This is a genomic window from Wolbachia endosymbiont of Drosophila leontia (assembly GCF_028981785.1).
Classification (GTDB): domain Bacteria; phylum Pseudomonadota; class Alphaproteobacteria; order Rickettsiales; family Anaplasmataceae; genus Wolbachia; species Wolbachia pipientis.
On record NZ_JAPQLK010000141.1, the window covers coordinates 1 to 17217 of the forward strand.

17 protein-coding genes are annotated in these 17217 nt (G+C 35.5%); 10 read left to right on the forward strand and 7 right to left on the reverse strand.

Features of this window, described 5'->3' with window-relative positions; translation table 11 throughout:
* Nucleotides 1-129: 129 nt before the first annotated feature.
* The 3 genes from OZD63_RS05235 to purE form a co-directional block, all read right to left on the reverse strand.
* Nucleotides 130-2784, reverse strand: a complete 2655-nt coding sequence (locus tag OZD63_RS05235; RefSeq protein WP_274979614.1) for a 2-oxoglutarate dehydrogenase E1 component — start codon at nucleotides 2782-2784, stop codon at nucleotides 130-132.
* A gap of 1010 nt (nucleotides 2785-3794) precedes the next feature.
* Nucleotides 3795-5621: a DNA mismatch repair endonuclease MutL gene (mutL, locus tag OZD63_RS05240; protein WP_274980152.1), complete on the reverse strand. Its 1827-nt coding sequence runs from the start codon at nucleotides 5619-5621 to the stop codon at nucleotides 3795-3797.
* A 7-nt stretch (nucleotides 5622-5628) separates the two neighbouring features.
* On the reverse strand, nucleotides 5629-6120 hold the full coding sequence (gene purE, locus OZD63_RS05245; protein ID WP_006280351.1) for a 5-(carboxyamino)imidazole ribonucleotide mutase: 492 nt from the start codon (nucleotides 6118-6120) through the stop codon (nucleotides 5629-5631).
* A gap of 436 nt (nucleotides 6121-6556) precedes the next feature.
* On the opposite strand from purE, the gene OZD63_RS05250 reads away from it, so the two are divergent.
* The 9 genes from OZD63_RS05250 to OZD63_RS05290 all read left to right on the forward strand — a co-directional run bounded on the left by OZD63_RS05250 (nucleotide 6557) and on the right by OZD63_RS05290 (nucleotide 12350).
* Nucleotides 6557-6853 (forward strand): helix-turn-helix domain-containing protein, encoded by a 297-nt coding sequence (locus OZD63_RS05250; RefSeq protein ID WP_010081926.1) that lies wholly within the window; start codon nucleotides 6557-6559, stop codon nucleotides 6851-6853.
* A 60-nt stretch (nucleotides 6854-6913) separates the two neighbouring features.
* Entirely contained in the window at nucleotides 6914-7321 is a 408-nt protein-coding gene (gene rpoZ, locus OZD63_RS05255) for a DNA-directed RNA polymerase subunit omega (protein ID WP_007548528.1), read from the forward strand.
* A gap of 28 nt (nucleotides 7322-7349) precedes the next feature.
* Entirely contained in the window at nucleotides 7350-7595 is a 246-nt protein-coding gene (locus OZD63_RS05260; protein ID WP_007548527.1) for a monovalent cation/H+ antiporter complex subunit F, read from the forward strand.
* Between the two features lie 6 nt (nucleotides 7596-7601).
* Nucleotides 7602-7889, forward strand: coding sequence for a monovalent cation/H(+) antiporter subunit G (gene mnhG / locus OZD63_RS05265; protein ID WP_006279703.1), 288 nt, complete (start codon nucleotides 7602-7604; stop codon nucleotides 7887-7889).
* Nucleotide 7890: 1 nt separating this feature from the next.
* Nucleotides 7891-8418 carry a DUF4040 domain-containing protein gene (locus OZD63_RS05270; protein WP_274979385.1) on the forward strand — a complete coding sequence of 176 codons (528 nt, stop codon included), beginning with the start codon at nucleotides 7891-7893 and terminating at the stop codon, nucleotides 8416-8418.
* Nucleotides 8411-8830, forward strand: coding sequence for a Na(+)/H(+) antiporter subunit B (locus OZD63_RS05275; protein ID WP_006279705.1), 420 nt, complete (start codon nucleotides 8411-8413; stop codon nucleotides 8828-8830). Before OZD63_RS05270 ends, OZD63_RS05275 begins: the two co-directional genes overlap by 8 nt.
* On the forward strand, nucleotides 8827-9138 hold the full coding sequence (locus tag OZD63_RS05280; RefSeq protein WP_275008308.1) for a cation:proton antiporter subunit C: 312 nt from the start codon (nucleotides 8827-8829) through the stop codon (nucleotides 9136-9138). The genes OZD63_RS05275 and OZD63_RS05280 overlap by 4 nt, the downstream gene beginning before the upstream one ends.
* A 138-nt stretch (nucleotides 9139-9276) precedes the next feature.
* Nucleotides 9277-11229: an RNA polymerase sigma factor RpoD gene (gene rpoD / locus OZD63_RS05285; RefSeq protein ID WP_274979388.1), complete on the forward strand. Its 1953-nt coding sequence runs from the start codon at nucleotides 9277-9279 to the stop codon at nucleotides 11227-11229.
* Nucleotides 11230-11369: 140 nt separating this feature from the next.
* A complete protein-coding gene (locus OZD63_RS05290) occupies nucleotides 11370-12350 on the forward strand; it encodes an SGNH/GDSL hydrolase family protein (RefSeq protein WP_274979387.1) in 981 nt (326 codons plus the stop codon).
* 183 nt (nucleotides 12351-12533) lie between these two features.
* Here the strand turns inward: OZD63_RS05290 and OZD63_RS05295 are convergent, their stop codons facing one another.
* The 4 genes from OZD63_RS05295 to carB form a co-directional block, all read right to left on the reverse strand.
* The gene (locus OZD63_RS05295) at nucleotides 12534-12911 is read right to left on the reverse strand and encodes a hypothetical protein (protein ID WP_275008309.1); all 378 of its coding nucleotides are present in this window, start codon (nucleotides 12909-12911) and stop codon (nucleotides 12534-12536) included.
* A complete protein-coding gene (locus OZD63_RS05300; protein ID WP_275008310.1) occupies nucleotides 12862-13122 on the reverse strand; it encodes an IS110 family transposase in 261 nt (86 codons plus the stop codon). The genes OZD63_RS05295 and OZD63_RS05300 overlap by 50 nt, the downstream gene beginning before the upstream one ends.
* Nucleotides 13119-13334 (reverse strand): hypothetical protein, encoded by a 216-nt coding sequence (locus OZD63_RS05305; protein ID WP_080717592.1) that lies wholly within the window; start codon nucleotides 13332-13334, stop codon nucleotides 13119-13121. Before OZD63_RS05305 ends, OZD63_RS05300 begins: the two co-directional genes overlap by 4 nt.
* 164 nt (nucleotides 13335-13498) lie before the next feature.
* Nucleotides 13499-16873, reverse strand: coding sequence for a carbamoyl-phosphate synthase large subunit (gene carB / locus OZD63_RS05310; protein ID WP_274980029.1), 3375 nt, complete (start codon nucleotides 16871-16873; stop codon nucleotides 13499-13501).
* 138 nt (nucleotides 16874-17011) lie between these two features.
* Between carB and OZD63_RS05315 the strand changes: the two genes are divergently transcribed.
* On the forward strand, nucleotides 17012-17173 hold the full coding sequence (locus OZD63_RS05315) for a hypothetical protein (protein WP_274980030.1): 162 nt from the start codon (nucleotides 17012-17014) through the stop codon (nucleotides 17171-17173).
* Nucleotides 17174-17217: the final 44 nt, after the last annotated feature.

Consider the following 17217-nt stretch of genomic DNA (forward strand, 5'->3'; position numbering starts at 1 on the left):
GATTTTCAATAGGTTGCTTATAATTCTAACTATAGTTAGCCTTTCATAAGTAGCGATGCAACAAAGCCCAACCGGACTCAAGTGTCAGCTACTTTTATAGCACCACTTCTGCTTCAATAACTGTAAATACTAAGCGATCTGTCTTAAAATCTCCTCTTGTTGCTGAGCATGAACACTAGCATAACCACATGCAGGAGATGCAGCAGCAGGTCTTGCGATACACTTAGGTCTTTTTGCTTGAATATTGAGATTGGACAACACTTCTTCTATCAATGAGTTGACAAAAAACCACCCTCCCATATTTTTTGGTTCTTCTTGACACCATATAATTTCAGCGCTTTTGTATTTTTCAAGTTCAATACTTAGTTTATCTGCAGGAAATGGATAGAATTGCTCCAAACGTATTACTGCTATATCGTTTATTTTTTGTGCTTCACATACTTCAATTATGTCGTAATAAACTTTACCGCTGCATATTACAACTTTACGTATTTTATCATTTAGAACCAAATCTGTTCTATATTCTGGGATTACCGTGAGGAATTTTCCTTCAAAGTCAGATAGGTTAGAAACTGCTCTTTTATGACGCAATAGTGATTTAGGTGTAAACACTACTAAAGGCTTGCGAAAGTCTCTGTGGATTTGCCTGCGTAAAGCATGAAAATAATTTGCTGGAGTAGAGCAATTAACAACTTGCATGTTATCTTCTGCGCAGAGTTGCAAAAATCTCTCTATACGCGCGGAGCTATGCTCAGGTCCCTGTCCTTCATAACCATGAGGCAGCAACAAAACTAGACCGCTTGATCGCAACCACTTTGTTTCTGCAGATGCGATAAACTGGTCGATCATAATTTGTGCACCATTTGCAAAATCACCAAATTGTCCTTCCCAGAGCACTAGTGAATATGGGGAATCAAGGCTATATCCATATTCAAAGCCCATTACAGCATACTCTGATAAAGCGCTATCTATGACCTCAAAGTGAGCTTGCTTTTCATTTATATTGTTTAGCGGAATAAACGCTTCTTCTGTTACCTGATCAACAAGCCTTGAATGACGGTGCGAGAAAGTTCCACGACCAGAGTCTTGTCCTGATAAACGCACTCCTATTCCTTCTGTGAGCAGTGATGCAAACGCAAGACTTTCGGCAGTTGCCCAGTCTATATTACTACCGGAATTTATGCTGTCTATTCTGCCATCAAGTATTTTTCTAACCTTATTGTTAATGTTAAAGCTACTTGGGATGTTGCTATTTATATGTACACCCAATTTTTTCAACTCATCTGGCGGAACACCAGAATCTGTATAGTATTCGCTCAAATCGTTCAACCTTGCCTTTCTTAATTTTGACCATACTCCACAAAACCAGTCAGCTTTTTTTGGAGTATAAGCCGCTGATTCAGCAAGACTTTTATCCAATCTTGCCCTGAACTCACTGCGCAATTTATTTACCTCATCACCACTTAATACTTTCTCTGCGATCAACTTCTCTTCATACAGTGTTCCTGGAGTTTTATGCTTTGATATTACCTTATACATGAGTGGCTGAGTGAAATTCGGTTCATCACCTTCATTATGGCCATATTTGCGGTAACATATTATGTCAATCACTACGTCCTTTTTAAATTTCTGCCTATATTCCATCGCCAGACTTGTAGCAAAACTCACAGCTTCTGGGTTATCTCCATTAACGTGAAACACTGGAGCTTCTATTGATTTTGCTACATCAGTACAGTAAAAAGAGGATCGCGCACAACACGGATTAGCAGTAAAACCAACTTGGTTATTAATAACAATGTGCACAATGCCATCTACCTTATAACCTTCAATATTGCTTAAGGTTAGAGTTTCAGCAACCACTCCTTGGCCGATGAAAGCCGCATCACCATGAATTGATATGCCAAGCACAGATCTTATATTCTGTTTTGCTCTTATTCTTCCAGCCAAAACCGGATTTACCGCTTCAAGGTGAGATGGATTAGGGCATAAACTTAAATGTATTTTCTTACCACCGGCAAGTGTTTGATCAGAAGAGTAACCAAGGTGATATTTAACATCACCGGACACCTCAAGACCACCTGGATATGCAAGATTGCCTTGAAATTCAGATAGCATTGCCGCATATTCTTTGCCCATAACTTTGGTTAGAATATTGAGTCGTCCGCGGTGAGCCATGCCAAGAACTATTTCTTCAATACTAAAAGCTGCAGAATCACTAATGATTCTCTCAATTGCAACGATAGCTGATTCCCCACCTTCGATAGAAAAACGTTTATATCCAGGAAATTTCATATGGAGAAATTGCTCGAACATCTCAGATTCAATTAAGTGCCTCAGTATTTCCTTTTTATCTTGTGAACTCAGCGTATAGGTTTGATTTTCGATCTTTTCCTGCAGCCACATCCTCTCCTCATAAGAGGAGATATGCATAAATTCAAAACCGATGTTCTTGCAGTAAATATCTCTATAGATTCCAGCGTCACTTGCCGGATATAGATTCGAATATTTCTGATAATCTACTTCCTTATTCACATTGGGTGATAACGGATTAAGATCCGCAAAAAAATGACCGTAAGATCTGAAAAAATTTGCTAAACCAGAAACTGAATCATCCACCTTAGTTACATGTTGTGCACCGCAGGTCTCCGCTTTATTAACTTCTAAATTGCTTGAAAAAATTCTATACCAATCCTCCCCGATTGATTTATCACCCTGCAAATAACGGCTATACATTTCTTCCACAAATTCTGCATTATCACCATAAAGGCAGCTTAAACTCGACATAATCACTATAAAAAGTATCAAATACTTATAAGTATAACTTAAGTTTTTTAAAAAAGAACTTTTTTAGTTTCTATACGTCATACCGCCGCGGTATCTCTTAACATAGATCCCGCTAACACGTAGCGGGATGACGATTGTCAGGGTGTCATTCCAGCGCGTGACGCTGGAATCCAGTTTTTATTTGCAGCCTACTCGACTCGAAGCTAAGTTTTCTGGATCCAAATAGTCAAGGCACTGGGATGACAAAAAAAGGAGCACTGGAATGACAAAGCTATAGGTTGCAAGCGAGACGTCATACCGCCGCGGCGCTAACAAAAGATCCCGCTAACAAGCAGCGGGATGACGAATTACTATGCCGCCGCGAACCGTCATACCGCGATTCATTCGCGGTATCTCTTAACATAGATCCCCTACTTAACTGTCATACCTTAACATAGATCCCGCTAACAAGCAGCGGGATACTTAGGGATGACGATTATCGTTTAGTCATAAATATTTAAGAAATTTACCAAATGAAAAAAAAGGCAAAAGAAGCCCCGTGGTGGTTAGCTATTTACTATGTACTAAAATATCGGCGTTTTTTTTATTCTAAAACGCTTGATTAAGAGCGATTTAGCTACTTTTAACTTGCAACTAACCTACACCGCAAGTGTTTAAGAAATTTACCAAGCAGGAAAAAAGGCAAAGAAACCCCGTAGTAGCTAGCATTCAAATCCCCCCTTGTCAATTTGACGTTTTTTGCTGTCTTAAACGCTTTGTAAGCGCGTTTCGGCTTATATAGGTAAAAACCCAGAAATTTTTAAAGACATGCGACGCACGTAGTGCGAAAAATTAAACATGAGACGCCAAATACCCTAAGTTTTTTGTCATTAACCTGCAGAGATTGCAAAGATAAATAAATAGCTTCAGTTTCATGATAAAGGGGCTGGCGGAGTTTGTCAAGTAAGTTTTTTGTCTCTATAGCTACTTGGATGACGAGGAAGAAGCGCTTACATATTTATGGCAACCTCTTACCTCCGCTCAAAAAGTTTTTCAATATCACTGAGTTTCATTTCTATGTAAGTTGGTCTTCCGTGGTTGCATTGCCCGGAATATGGGGTTTTTTCCATTTGTCTAAGCAGCACATTCATTTCTTCTAATCTCATTTTTCTACCCGCTCTAATTGATCCATAACAAGCAATAGTGGCCAATATTTTGTTCACTTTATCTTCTACTGGCAATGTACCTTCTATTTCCGTTAATCTATCGACTATATTAATCAGCATCTCTTTCACATCTATTGCTCCCAAAATTGCAGGGATTTCTTTTACTATCACCTTATTTTCTGGTTTGATCTCAATATCAAAACCCATTTCAAATAACTTATCTTTATAGATTTCAATCATCTCCATTCCGGCTTGATTTTTGATTTCAACCGTTTCAGGAAGAAGTAGTTTTTGTCTTTTTACACTTGATTTTTGTTTTAAGCATTCATATACTAGCCTTTCGTGGGCTGCATGCTGGTCGACTATAATCAATTTGTCTCTTACCTCGGCAATAATGTAAGTATTATAGACCTGACAGCGTGCAAACCCGAGCGGGTGGCTCTCTATCAAATCAACTTGCTCTAACACCTTTTTTTCTAGAACCATAGTCTCCGCTTGTGATGGAAATTTCTGTATGCCGGTATAATCAAACGATTTTGACTGTTCTGATAAGCCTTTTGCTTTTTCATTTGGAGAAGCAAATTCTTTTATTAGTTGATTTTTAAAAGGACTTGGTCTTTTTTCATAAAATTCTTTTTGAACATTAGGTTTATCAAAAGGATCCGGCAATGTTGAATCCATTTTCTGGTCATGCGCTGGAAAAGTGCCTATCCTTCTTGACAATGCTTTAATTAATCCTCTTGTCATTATCTCATATATGAGCTTCTTATTCTGAAACCTTACTTCTGACTTATTTGGATGCACATTTACATCTACTTGATCATAAGGTATCTCTAAATGTAACGCTGCAAAAGGATACCTATCGCTTGGAATAAAATCATGATATGCATACCTAACTGCGCCAATAAGTAAATTATCTTTAATTGGCCTTCCATTAACAAACGTATAGATCTGAGTGGACTTACCACGATTGACAGTCGGCTTACAGATGTGTCCCGTAAGTTTAATGCCGTCTTCTTCTTCATTGATCTCCAAAGAATTGCCCTGAAATTCTTCTTCTACTTCACACAATCTATGAAATAACGAAGTCTGCTTAGCGTATTTTAAGAGCTTTTTATTACCTGAAGTGAGAGTAAACCCCATATGATAGTTAATCATTGCTAGGTTGTTTACAATATCAACAATGCTTTGAGTTTCTGCTCTTTCAGTTTTTAGAAATTTTAGTCTATTTGGAGTGGCAAAAAATAAATCTCGTACTTCAATATGTGTGCCTTGTGATAAAGAGTAAGGAGTTTGCTCCCCTATTTTCTCTCCACCCTCATAACTTATAGACCATGCTTCATCTGCTTCTCTTGCCTTAGACGATAATTTTATCCTGCTTACTGCTGCTATTGAAGGCAGAGCTTCTCCTCTAAAGCCAAGATGCTTGATTTCTATCAACTCATTGTCGCTCAATTTTGAAGTAGCATGGCGCATAAACGCAAGTTCTAAATCGTTTTTTTCTACTCCGTTACCATCATCTGTCACAATAATAAGGTTACGCCCACCACTTTCTATTTTAATCTCTATTCCTAAACTTCCAGCATCTATTGCATTTTCCACTAATTCCTTTACTACACTTGCTGGCCTTTCTATCACCTCCCCCGCTGCTATACGGTTTATGGTTTTTGTGTCTAAAAGGATTATTGCCATAGATTTATTATGAAACTGGTTTCTCTTTTACTTCTTTGGTCTGTTTCTCTCTCCACTTTTTTAACCTACCTGCAATTTCACTGTTGGAAATTGACAATATAGATACGGCAGTAATGGCAGCATTATATGCTCCATTTTCTCCTATAGACATGGTTGCAACTGGAACACCCTTTGGCATTTGAACTATAGAGAGTAGACTGTCCAGCCCATTTAATTGTTTACTATGCACAGGAACGCCGATAACTGGTAAACAAGTTAGTGACGCAACCATACCAGGTAAATGAGCTGCACCTCCTGCACCAGCTATAATAACCTTAAAACCTTCTTCTTGTGCAGATTTAGCAAAATTGAAGAGCCTTTCTGGTGTTCTATGTGCAGATATTATGAATATATCATGTGAAACTTCTAATGCTTTTAACATATCAACAGTATGGACCATAGTGGTGTAATCTGACTCACTTCCCATAATAACAGCAACATCTTTTTTTATTTTTGTCATATTCAACACAATTTTACTTACTAACTAAATAATGTTCCAACTAAAAAGCAACAAATATTTAAATTATATTATAAATATAATATATAGAATTCTCGTTAAAATAGAAATTTTAAAAATTTAAATAAATATTTATATTAAGATATAGAGATATAAACTTCTTATGTAAGATAAATTTATAAAATAATTATTTTTGTATTTCAAGCTTTGTAATCTTAGCTTGTTCTTTCTATAAATGGTTTTTTCAGATAGACTGATGGTAAAATGGTAATTTAAAATTACTAGAAACTTGATGAAAATATTAATATATAATCAACTTAAAGTTTTGAATATTGATATCATATAATTATTGACAAGTTACATGATATTAATATCTTGGTATATTAAATATTATGCTATAATATTTAATAAAGTTAATTGATATGTGAGTGTAAAAATTATGGAAATAATATCGTTAAATAACTTAGACAGTGCAGGAATAAAGACAAAGTTGCTTTATATAATAAATAAAATTATAGAAAAAAATGCTTGGACTCAGGCTTTTGCAGCTGAGAAACTTGGTATTGATCAGCCAAAGGTATCGCAAATTAAAAATGGTAAAATAGATGGTTTTTCTTTAGAGCGATTGTTAGGATTTCTAAAAAAACTTGATCATGAAATAACAATCACGATGACAGAAAGCCAAGAAATAAAATCTGAGGCAGAAAAAGTAAAACATGAAGTTGAATCGCAATAGATACAAAGTTGACAACTTGTTTTTTTTGATATAGTATAAAACTTGTTAAGGTAGTATCTTATGGCTGAGTCTATTGTAGAAAAGTGTATAGAACGGGTAAGTAACCGTTTCAAATTGGTTCTGTTGGCAAGTCAAAGAACACATGATTTAAATACAGGGGCAAGTAATCCAATTCAAGCAGCTAAGTTTAAAGGTCATAAAAATACCATAGTTTCCTTACATGAAATAGCAGGAAAACAGGTGGATACTCATGAGCTGTTTAGCCTTTTGGTAGGTAGATGCAAGGAATACATGAAAGGAAATATGAATAATGTTTACAGCAGTAATACAAGTAAGCTAGCGAATTTATTAAATTTTTCTGATAACACAGATCTTGATGCAAGTCAAGAAAGCCAAGATTATGAAGTGGATGGTGAAATAGATGATGAAATAAATGATCAAGATGGCGATGAAGAAGTATCCGTTTAGAAATCTACTGAAGTCACATGGTCTTTAAATGATTTGCATTGCTATCTATACACTGTTGTTCTGTATGAGTGTAATGTTGTGTTGCATAGTGTCTAAGTCAAATGATGTGTACAATAAGGTTTTAGCGTTCAATAATTTCTCAACGCAAGTAGTTGTACTTATAACAGCAATATCAATCATTCTGAATAATTTTTTTCTAATTGATATAGCATTGTTGTATGCTAGCGTTAGCTTTATATCAACTATAGCACTAATGAGATTAATGTTGTTTTGATAATTTATGATAGGATCCATTTTCATATTTTTAGGTATTTGTTTGATAATTATTTCAAATATAGGGGTGATCAGATTTCCTGATTTCTATACTAGGTTACATGCAGCAGGTATTACAGATTCTAGCGGTGCAACGTTATTGTTAATTGGTTTTGCTTTGCAGAATGGATTTTCAATCAATACTGTTAAAATAGTATTATTAATTTTTATAATATGGGTAGCTAACTCAACTAATAGCTATATTTTAGCGCGCACTCATTATAAAGTTAAGAAAAAAACTGTTAAAGAAGGCTAAGGTGTTAGAAATATTAAATGTAGTGTTACTTTTGTTGTTACTAACAGTTACGGTTTTTATAGTTTTCTCGCGACATTTAGTCGTAAGTGCTGTTCTAATGTGTGTATTTAGTTCACTGATTGCGCTTATATACTTAATTATGAATGCACATGATGTTGCAATTACTGAAGCTTCTGTTGGTGCGGGGCTCAGTACAGTTTTTACGTTTGCAGCACTCTCCTTGATAAAGAATCATAAAGTAAATCTATGTCATAACCCTATAACGCTTTTTTTTATGTTATTTCTGGCTGTATGTTTGTCATGTTTTATGATTCAATTGCCAGATTTTGGCAGCCACAATGCTCCGATCCACTTGCATGTTGCTCCTTATTATGTGGAAAATACCGAAAAAGCTACCGGTATTCCTAATATAGTGACAGCTATTTTGGCAAGCTTTCGTGGTTATGACACGTTTGGAGAAACTATAGTAGTTTTTACTGCTGCGCTTTGTATAACGTTGATATTAAAAGAAGAAAAAGAAAATGATTAAAGATCCGATATTAAATGCAGTAACATTTTTGATGATACCTTTTATCATTTTATTTGGTTTATACATACAATTTCACGGTGATTACACTCCGGGTGGAGGTTTTCAAGCAGGAATAATTATTGCCTCCGGGATAATATTATATTCAATGCTATTTGGTGTATCTACAACTCTAAAAGCAATACCTTATTCTGTGATTAGATTGACTAACGTGTTAGGTATTTTAATTTATGGAGGAACGGGCGTTGCAACAACTTTACTTGGCCAAAATTTTTTATCTTATGATATCTTGTTAACCAATAATAGAACCGGTCAAAAATTAGGTATTTTTTTGGTGGAATTAGGTGTAGCATTTACTGTCTGCTCCTCTATGTTAATTATATATATAAATTTTGCTCGTAGGAAAAAACAATGACTTTATATAATTATACGATTATTATTGTATTAATGGTGCTAGGTTTATATATTATTATAAACGATAAAAATTTAGTCAAGAAAATGATAGGGGTAGGCGTCTTCCAAGCATCTGTTTTGTTATTTTACATATCTCTAGGATATATAAAAAGTTCCTTGCCTCCTATATTGGTTTCAAATTTTTATTCATATAGCAATCCTATACCCCATGTTTTAATGCTTACTGCTATAGTGGTTGGAATTGCAACATTTTCAGTTGGATTATCCATAGCAGTAAAAATGGAAGAAAAGTATGGAACAATTGATTAAGACAAGTGTACATAAATTAACAGCATCTTAAACTATATGAAGTAACAAATAGCCACAAGTTAAAAGTAAAATTATAGACTTGCTCGTTGTAAGTTTGTTTGTTAGTAAGAAATAAAATTATAAACTATAAAGGTAATGATGTCAACTATTAATGATGCAGAAGATAAGAAAAAAATTATCAAAGATCTGGTAACTAAGAGTATAAAAAAGGGTGGTTTTATCACCTTTGATGATATAAATGATAAATTATCAGATGAAAATTTTTCGTCTGACTTTATAGATGATGCTATATCTTTATTGCAGGATTCCGGAATTAATGTGCTTGAAAGTAGCGAAGATGAAGAAGATATTCCTTCCAACAGTGATGATAGTAAACTTGATGATGATGACACATCGCCAAATGTTACTGCAACTTTAGTACAAAATGATGATCCAGTGAGGATTTATTTACAAGACATGAGCTCCGTAAAGCTTTTATCAAGGGCAGGTGAAATCGAGATAGCAAAAAAAATTGAATCTGAAAAGCATAACATGTTACGCGCAATAATTGAAACATCAGTAACATTAAAGGTGATAAAAGTATGGCGTGATGATTTAAGTAATGGAGCTCTCTTACTGAGAGAAATTATAGATCTGGATGCAATTTATAACTCTGATTTTAATGTGGTACCCAAAGAAGAAAGTGAAGAGAGTGAAGAAAGTGCTGAAGATGTTGAGGATTCTGAGGATGTTTCTGAAGATGCTGAGTACTGTAGTGATGATGAGAAAGATAGTAAAAAAAGTGATGATGAGAAAGACGGTAATAATGAAGATATAAGTTCAGTCAATTTAAATGTTTCTATTCTTGAAATGGAAAGTGACTTATTGCCAAAGGTCATAGTTGCATTGGATGAGATAATTACTTTAACAAATGAAGCGTTGATATTAAGAAAAAATTCTAAAAATTTCTCTAATGAGCTAGAAAATTTGTATAATCAAATATGGTCTATAGCATTACAAATTAAGTTAAGTGATGCTGCTGTTGCCAGAATTACACAAGAACTTTATAAGATAAATAGATCCATTACGCTTGAAGAGGCTAATCTTATTGCTGAGGCTAGAAAATACGATATCGATAGAGAAAGTTTCTATAAAGTTTATGATGACGTGCTTTTAAAGCACGAATTGAAAAAGATAAGTCTTTTAAAGATCAATGAAAATCAGTCCTCTTTTACAGGTGAATTAAAAAACAAATTTTTAAGGTTTATAGACGATAACTCTGAACATATAGCTAGTACCTTGAACGGTATTAAGCAGCATACACAGGAAGATAACGTACAAGAATTTAAGGAGCTAATCAAGAGAATACAAAAACACGAACGAGAAGTCTCTGAAGCAAAGCAAGAAATGATTAAGGCTAACTTAAGGCTAGTAGTTTCCATTGCTAAGAAGTATTCAAAAAGAGGCCTTGATCTGCTTGATTTGATACAAGAAGGCAATATTGGTCTTATGAAGGCCGTGGATAAGTTTGATTACAAACGTGGATATAAATTTTCAACTTATGGCACTTGGTGGGTAAGACAATCAATCACTAGAGCAATACCTGAGCAGTCTAAAGTAGTTAGAATACCAGTTCATATGGTGGAAATTATCAGTAAAATCAACAGAGCATTAAGAAAGATGACTCATGAGATGGGAAGAGAGCCGACGTTAGAGGAATTGAGTGTAGAACTGACAATGCCACTGGAAAGAATACGCAGAGTTATGAAAATAGCAAGGGATCCAGTAAGTCTTGAAGCTCCAACAGGAAAAGATGATAGTAGTACCTTTGGTGATTGTATAGAAGACAAGCGAGTCTCCAGGCCAGAGGATGCTGCAATACTTGCTGACTTGCGTGGCATTACAACCAATGTCCTTGCAACTTTAACACCAAAGGAAGAAAGAATTTTAAGAATGCGTTTTGGCCTTGGTAAAGATGGGAAGGAACATACCTTAGAAGAAGTAGGAAAAATTTTTAATGTAACACGTGAGAGAATTAGGCAAATAGAGGCAAAAGCACTGCGCAAGTTGAAACATCCAAGCCGTGCTAGAAAACTTAGAGGGTTCTTTTAAGTATACGTGTCAAGTTAAGAAGAAGCTGATTTTGCCCGGAAAAAGTGGAGAGCAAGTTAGGCTAAAGTTGTATAATTTCACCGCTGTTTTTCTTTTTCTATGAATCTAATGAAACAGCATGCTAATCTACGGTAAATATTATGACAAACAAAAATGACAATTCTAATTCAAAGTATAGAAATTTTTATGTTCTGGGTGATAGCTTATCCGATAATGGCGCAATCATTGGAATTTTAAATAATTTATCCTTTGCAAAAAGCGTAAAATTTGATGATCCTTTTTATCAAGGAAGATCTTTTAGCAATGGCCCTACTGCTGTTGAATATATAGCAAAATATTTAGATTTAGATGAATTTAAACCTGGGTGGGGTTATTCATTTTTTGGGAGATGCCACGAACAGCAAGATCAGAATTACGCAGTTTCATATGCAACAGCATCTGAAATTTTTGACCCTATTTTTTCTTATTTCTTCAATAAATTTCGTTTAGCTAACCAGCTAGATGCGGTAATTAAACATCATCCAGATATAGGTAAAGAAGATTTATTTTGCATCATAATCGGCGGAAATGATGTTATGGTTGCCACTGCTTATGACGATACTAAAGCGGAAGAAGTGTTGGAACAAGCAGTGAGTGAAATATGTAATGCACTTAAGGTTCTAAATGAACATGGTGTTAAGCATGTAGTTGTTGCAAACGCACCTGAAGTTGGCTTAATACCAGCTTTTAATAGAGATGAAGAAGCAAGGGAACTAGCTACAAAGCTCACGGAGAGTTTCAATGCAAAACTGGCTAAAGGCTTAGATTATATGAAGAAAAGTGCAAATCTTGAAATAAAAGCATTTGATCTTAACTCTAAAATGAGAAGTATGTTTAGCGAATACAAGAGCAAAGGTTTAAATTGTCAAGATGCATGCACATCGAACATTGCAGACCAAGTTGGGAGATTTAAAGAAAATGTAAAAATACTCTTAAAGTTGATATTTAAAGGGGAACTTGACGTTCACTATAACCCTGGGTGTAGCAAAGAAACACTAAAGGATTATTTCTTTTTTGATTATTTCCATCCAACTGCGGAACTTCATCATGAAGTTGGTAATGAAGTGTATGAGTTGATTTGACACAGTTTTTTTGAACATATCCTTTTAAATAGTAACCAGACCGCATTCTGTGATTTTTAGCAAAACACGATCTTTCATTTGAGCTTTCTTCAATTTAAAATAAATACAGAAAATTGCTGCCTATAGCTAAACTGACTTAGATTTACCGACAATTTGAAAAACCGTCATCCCGCTACTATATAGTTATTGATATATATATTTTCTTTTAAGCTCTTGGTTTTGATCGATAAATGTAATCATTTCATCTTCTAAAGTTTTAATTTGATTACGTAAAATTGCAAGAAGTTCCTCTATTTGTTTGATTATAGATGTATCAGTTACCTGTTGGATTTGGGTTTTTTGTATTTTTGCTATTTCTACAAGTTGGTTTCTACGAGATAATTTTTGTTTCAAGCAATCAATATTACCATTACTAACTGTTAAAGGAGTAACACGCATATCTGTATTATTAATATAACGTGAGATGATACTGCAGTCTATTTTATCAGTTTTTGTAGTAATACCAAGGCTTTTAGCATAGTCTCTCCCACCTTGGTTGAATGACGTACACCTCAAAACCATTGCTTAGTAAAGTATAGGCACATAATTTTTCGTATCCACCAGTTGCCTCAAGACCAGTTTTGGTTACATTATGCAAACGTAAAAAGTCCAGCATTTCACCAACGGATTGTACATTGTTTTCAAATATTTTATAATGCTCAAGTGGGTGAATGTGGAGATCTAATTTACTTTTGCTAACATCAATGCCAGCAATAATGTTTGATGAATTCATAATTCCTCCGTAATAATAACATATACTGCATTTTCCAGCCTTATATACGAGCCTAAAAGCTCAATCAGTTGTTCGGAACTTTCAGTATAATAAACCAGAGAAGAGAACCTTGCTGAACAACGATTCTTATAATCAAGGGGCGTGACGATTCCTCTTCTCTGTGTGTCTTTAATCTCACTACTTTGATATTTATAAAGACTTGTTCTTAACATATAAGGGAAGTGTCCTCTAGGTGAGATTGTGGAGCATTCGTTGCAGCATTTGGCTGTTCAATTACGCTAGTTGATTCTTTAGGTATACTATTTCCTTCAAAATTTCCATCTTTTTATTATGTTCTCTTTAGCATTTTGAGAGTGAATTATTCTAGTTTTGATATTTAAACGTTTTGTATCTGCTGTAATGATTTCACTTCCAGTTTGCTATTCTTTACATATTGAATTGCAAGCACTAACGCTTTACTTCCGGAAGCTGTGGTGCTGTAAACTATATTTTGCAAAATAGCAGTTCTCCTGATATCTTTGCTGTCTGAGACTGACTTTACACCTTTTGAAGTATTAATCACTAGATTTATTTTTCCATCTTTGAGCATATCAACTATGTGGGGTCTGCCTTCTCTTACTTTATTTACAGCTTGTGCAGCAATGCCGTTATTGTTCAGATACGAAGCTGTGCCTTTGGTGGCATATATTTCAAAACTCAGTTCTTTCAACATTCGTGCAACTGGCAATATATACTTTTTATCATCATCTTTTACTGAAACCAGAGCTGTTCCTTCTGTTGGTAACTTGTATCCTGCAGCTATGTGCGTTTTTGCAAGTGCAGCTTCAAATGATGAGTCAATTCCCATCACTTCTCCTGTTGATTTCATTTCAGGACCAAGTAAAGTATCAACTCCTGCAAAGCGGGTAAATGGAAAAACAGCAGCTTTAACTGCAAAATGATTGAAAGGCTTGTTTTCCTGATTCAATTTTTTACCCAAAACAACCTGAGTGGCAAGCTTTGCAATAGGAATATTGATTACCTTGGAAATAAAAGGAACTGTGCGACTAGCCCTTAGATTCACTTCAAGTATGTATACATCACTAGACCTCTTGCATAACTCGATTTCTGAAGGCAATTTTGTCGTCAAAGCTTGTCTGCGCTCCTCAAATACATTCGAGTATTCTGTGGTGCTCATCTGCATTTTTTCTAAAAATTTCTCATCACAAACAGGTTCTGCAAGAGGTCTATTCTCTTGAACAGCAAACTGAATGTTTATCAGACCTTTCACTTCTAGTGCAAGAGCTATTCTTTCAGTTTGTAGCTTAATCTCTTTTATTACTTCGTCACTCAATGTATTTGTCGGTATTGAGCATGTTGAATCACCAGAGTGGATACCAGCTTCTTCAATATGCTCCATGACCGCTGCAATGAAAACTTTTTCCCCATCACATACAGCATCAACGTCAACCTCAACTGCATTGACTAAAAATTTATCAAGAAGCAGCGATCCGTGTTCAAAAATTTTGGTTTGATTCAAGACATACTCTTTGAAGCTCTGAGTATCGTGTCTAATCGACATAGACTGACCGCCAAGGACATATGATGGCCTGACTACTAGTGGAAACCCCACCTTTTCTGCGTTGGTTAACGCTTCTTCTACTGAATGGCAGATAGAATTTTCAGGTTGTTTTAAATTAAGTTGCAAAGCAAGATTTTTAAACCTCATGCGATCTTCTGCAAGGTCAATAGAATCAAACGAAGTTCCCAAAATTTTGAAACCTCTCTCGTTAAGCACTTTGGCTAACTTTAAAGGTGTTTGACCACCTATTTGAACTATTACACCAACCAGTGTGCCATTTTCTTGCTCTTTGCTTAGTATTTCAAGCACATCCTCCGCAATCAGTGGGGCAAAATATAAACGATCAGCGGTATCGTAGTCAGTTGAAACAGTTTCTGGATTACAGTTGATCATTATTGTTTCATACCCCATTTCTTTGGCGGCAGAAGCTGCATGCACGCATGCATAATCAAATTCAATACCTTGACCAATGCGGTTTGGACCACTTCCTAAAATGACAACCTTTTTTCGGTCAGAAATGTCCGCTTCGCATTCTGTCCTATTTGTAATGTTTCCCTCATAACAGCCATACATATAAGCAGTGCTCGATTCAAATTCAGCTGCACAGGTGTCTACACGCTTATAAACTTGTTTGATGCCAAATTTTTTTCTTGTTTCTTCGATTTGCTCTACTTTCTTATTGCTTAATTTCGCCAATCTTGCATCTGAAAATCCCATTTTTTTCAGCTCTAACATTTCATATGCAGTTCCAGGGAGGACGTTTTCCTTGATTTTTTGTTCAGCCAAGATGATTTGCTGTATATTCTGCAAAAACCATAAGTCATAACCTGTAATTGAATTTATTTCTTCTATGCTAATTCCATGACGCATTGCATCAGCAGCTATCAGCAATCTGTTTGGTAGCAATTTTGCTAATTGAGATCTGATGTGATCAATATCAGTATTTTCAGAAAACACTTCATCAAGTCCCGTGAGCCCAGTTTCAAGCGAGCGAAAAGCTTTCTGCAGCGACTCATTAAAAGTGCGGCCTATAGACATTACTTCTCCCACCGATTTCATGGAGGTTGATAATTCACAATTCGTCCCCTTAAATTTCTCAAATTCAAAACGAGGAATTTTAGTGACGATATAATCAATCACTGGTTCAAATGCAGCAGGTATAACTGGAGCGCAGTCATTACGTATTTCATCGAGCGAATAGCCAATAGCAAGTTTAGTTACAACTTTTGCAATAGGATAGCCTGTTGCTTTCGAAGCAAGTGCAGAGGAGCGAGAAACCCTTGGATTCATTTCAATTACAACGAGGCTTCCATCTTCTTTAGGGTTCACTGCAAACTGAACATTTGCACCACCGGCACTAACGTCAATTTCCCTCAGCACTGCTATAGATGCATTTCTCATTTGTTGATATTCAGCATCACGCAGAGTCAAAGCAGGAGCAACCGTAATACTATCTCCGGTGTGCACTCCCATTGGATCAACATTTTCTATCGAACAGACTATTATGCAGTTATCTTTACAATCGCGGATAACTTCCATTTCATACTCTTTCCAGCCGATAATTGATTCATCTATCTGAACTTCATTTATTGGCGAAATTTTGAGAGCACTTTCTGCGATATTGAAAAACTCCTCTTTATTATATGCTATGCCACTACCTGCGCCACCAAGAGTGAATGATGAACGGATGATTGCTGGTAATCCAACGTAGTCCAAAGCCTTTTTTATTTGTTCTTGATTTTTTATAATGATACTTTTGGGATATTTCAGTCCTATTCTATCCATGGACTGACGGAATAACTCTCTATCCTCTGCTTTTTTTATTGCTTCTCTATTTACCCCTATTAATTCTACGTTGTATTTGTCTAACACTCCATCATCTGCAAGTTTTATTGCGCAATTGAGTGCTGTTTGCCCGCCCATTGTTGGCAATATTGCGTCTGGCCTCTCCTTAATTATAATTTTCTCTATGATTTCAGGCAGTACCGGCTCAATATAAGTTGCATCAGAGAATTCAGGATCTGTCATTATAGTTGCGGGGTTGGAGTTAACCAAAATGACTTTATAACCTTCACTTTTTAATACTTTACAGCTTTGCGTTCCGGAATAATCAAACTCGCATGCCTGACCTATAACTATTGGGCCTGCTCCTATTACTAATATAGATTCTATATCTGTGCGTTTCGGCATAATTACAATAACGGTCTCTATTCAAGTAATGTTACCAATCTTTCCTGTATATGTGAATTTTTATTAAACCTATTAGCTAATTACTTTTAGGCTTGACGCATAACTGTACGAACATTGCAATTTGCGTGGCAGATTCCAGTGCTTGACACACAGCTGTACAAACATTCATTTTTGAAGGTAAATTGCACAGAAAATGATGTCATTCAAGTAGCTGACACTGGTTCCTTTATGATGGCAGTGCCCAGAGGTGTCATCCCAGTCTGGGATGGCTTTATTGCATCGCTACTTATGAAAGGCTAACTATAGTCAGAATTATAAGCAACCTATTGAAAATCTTGTTTTTT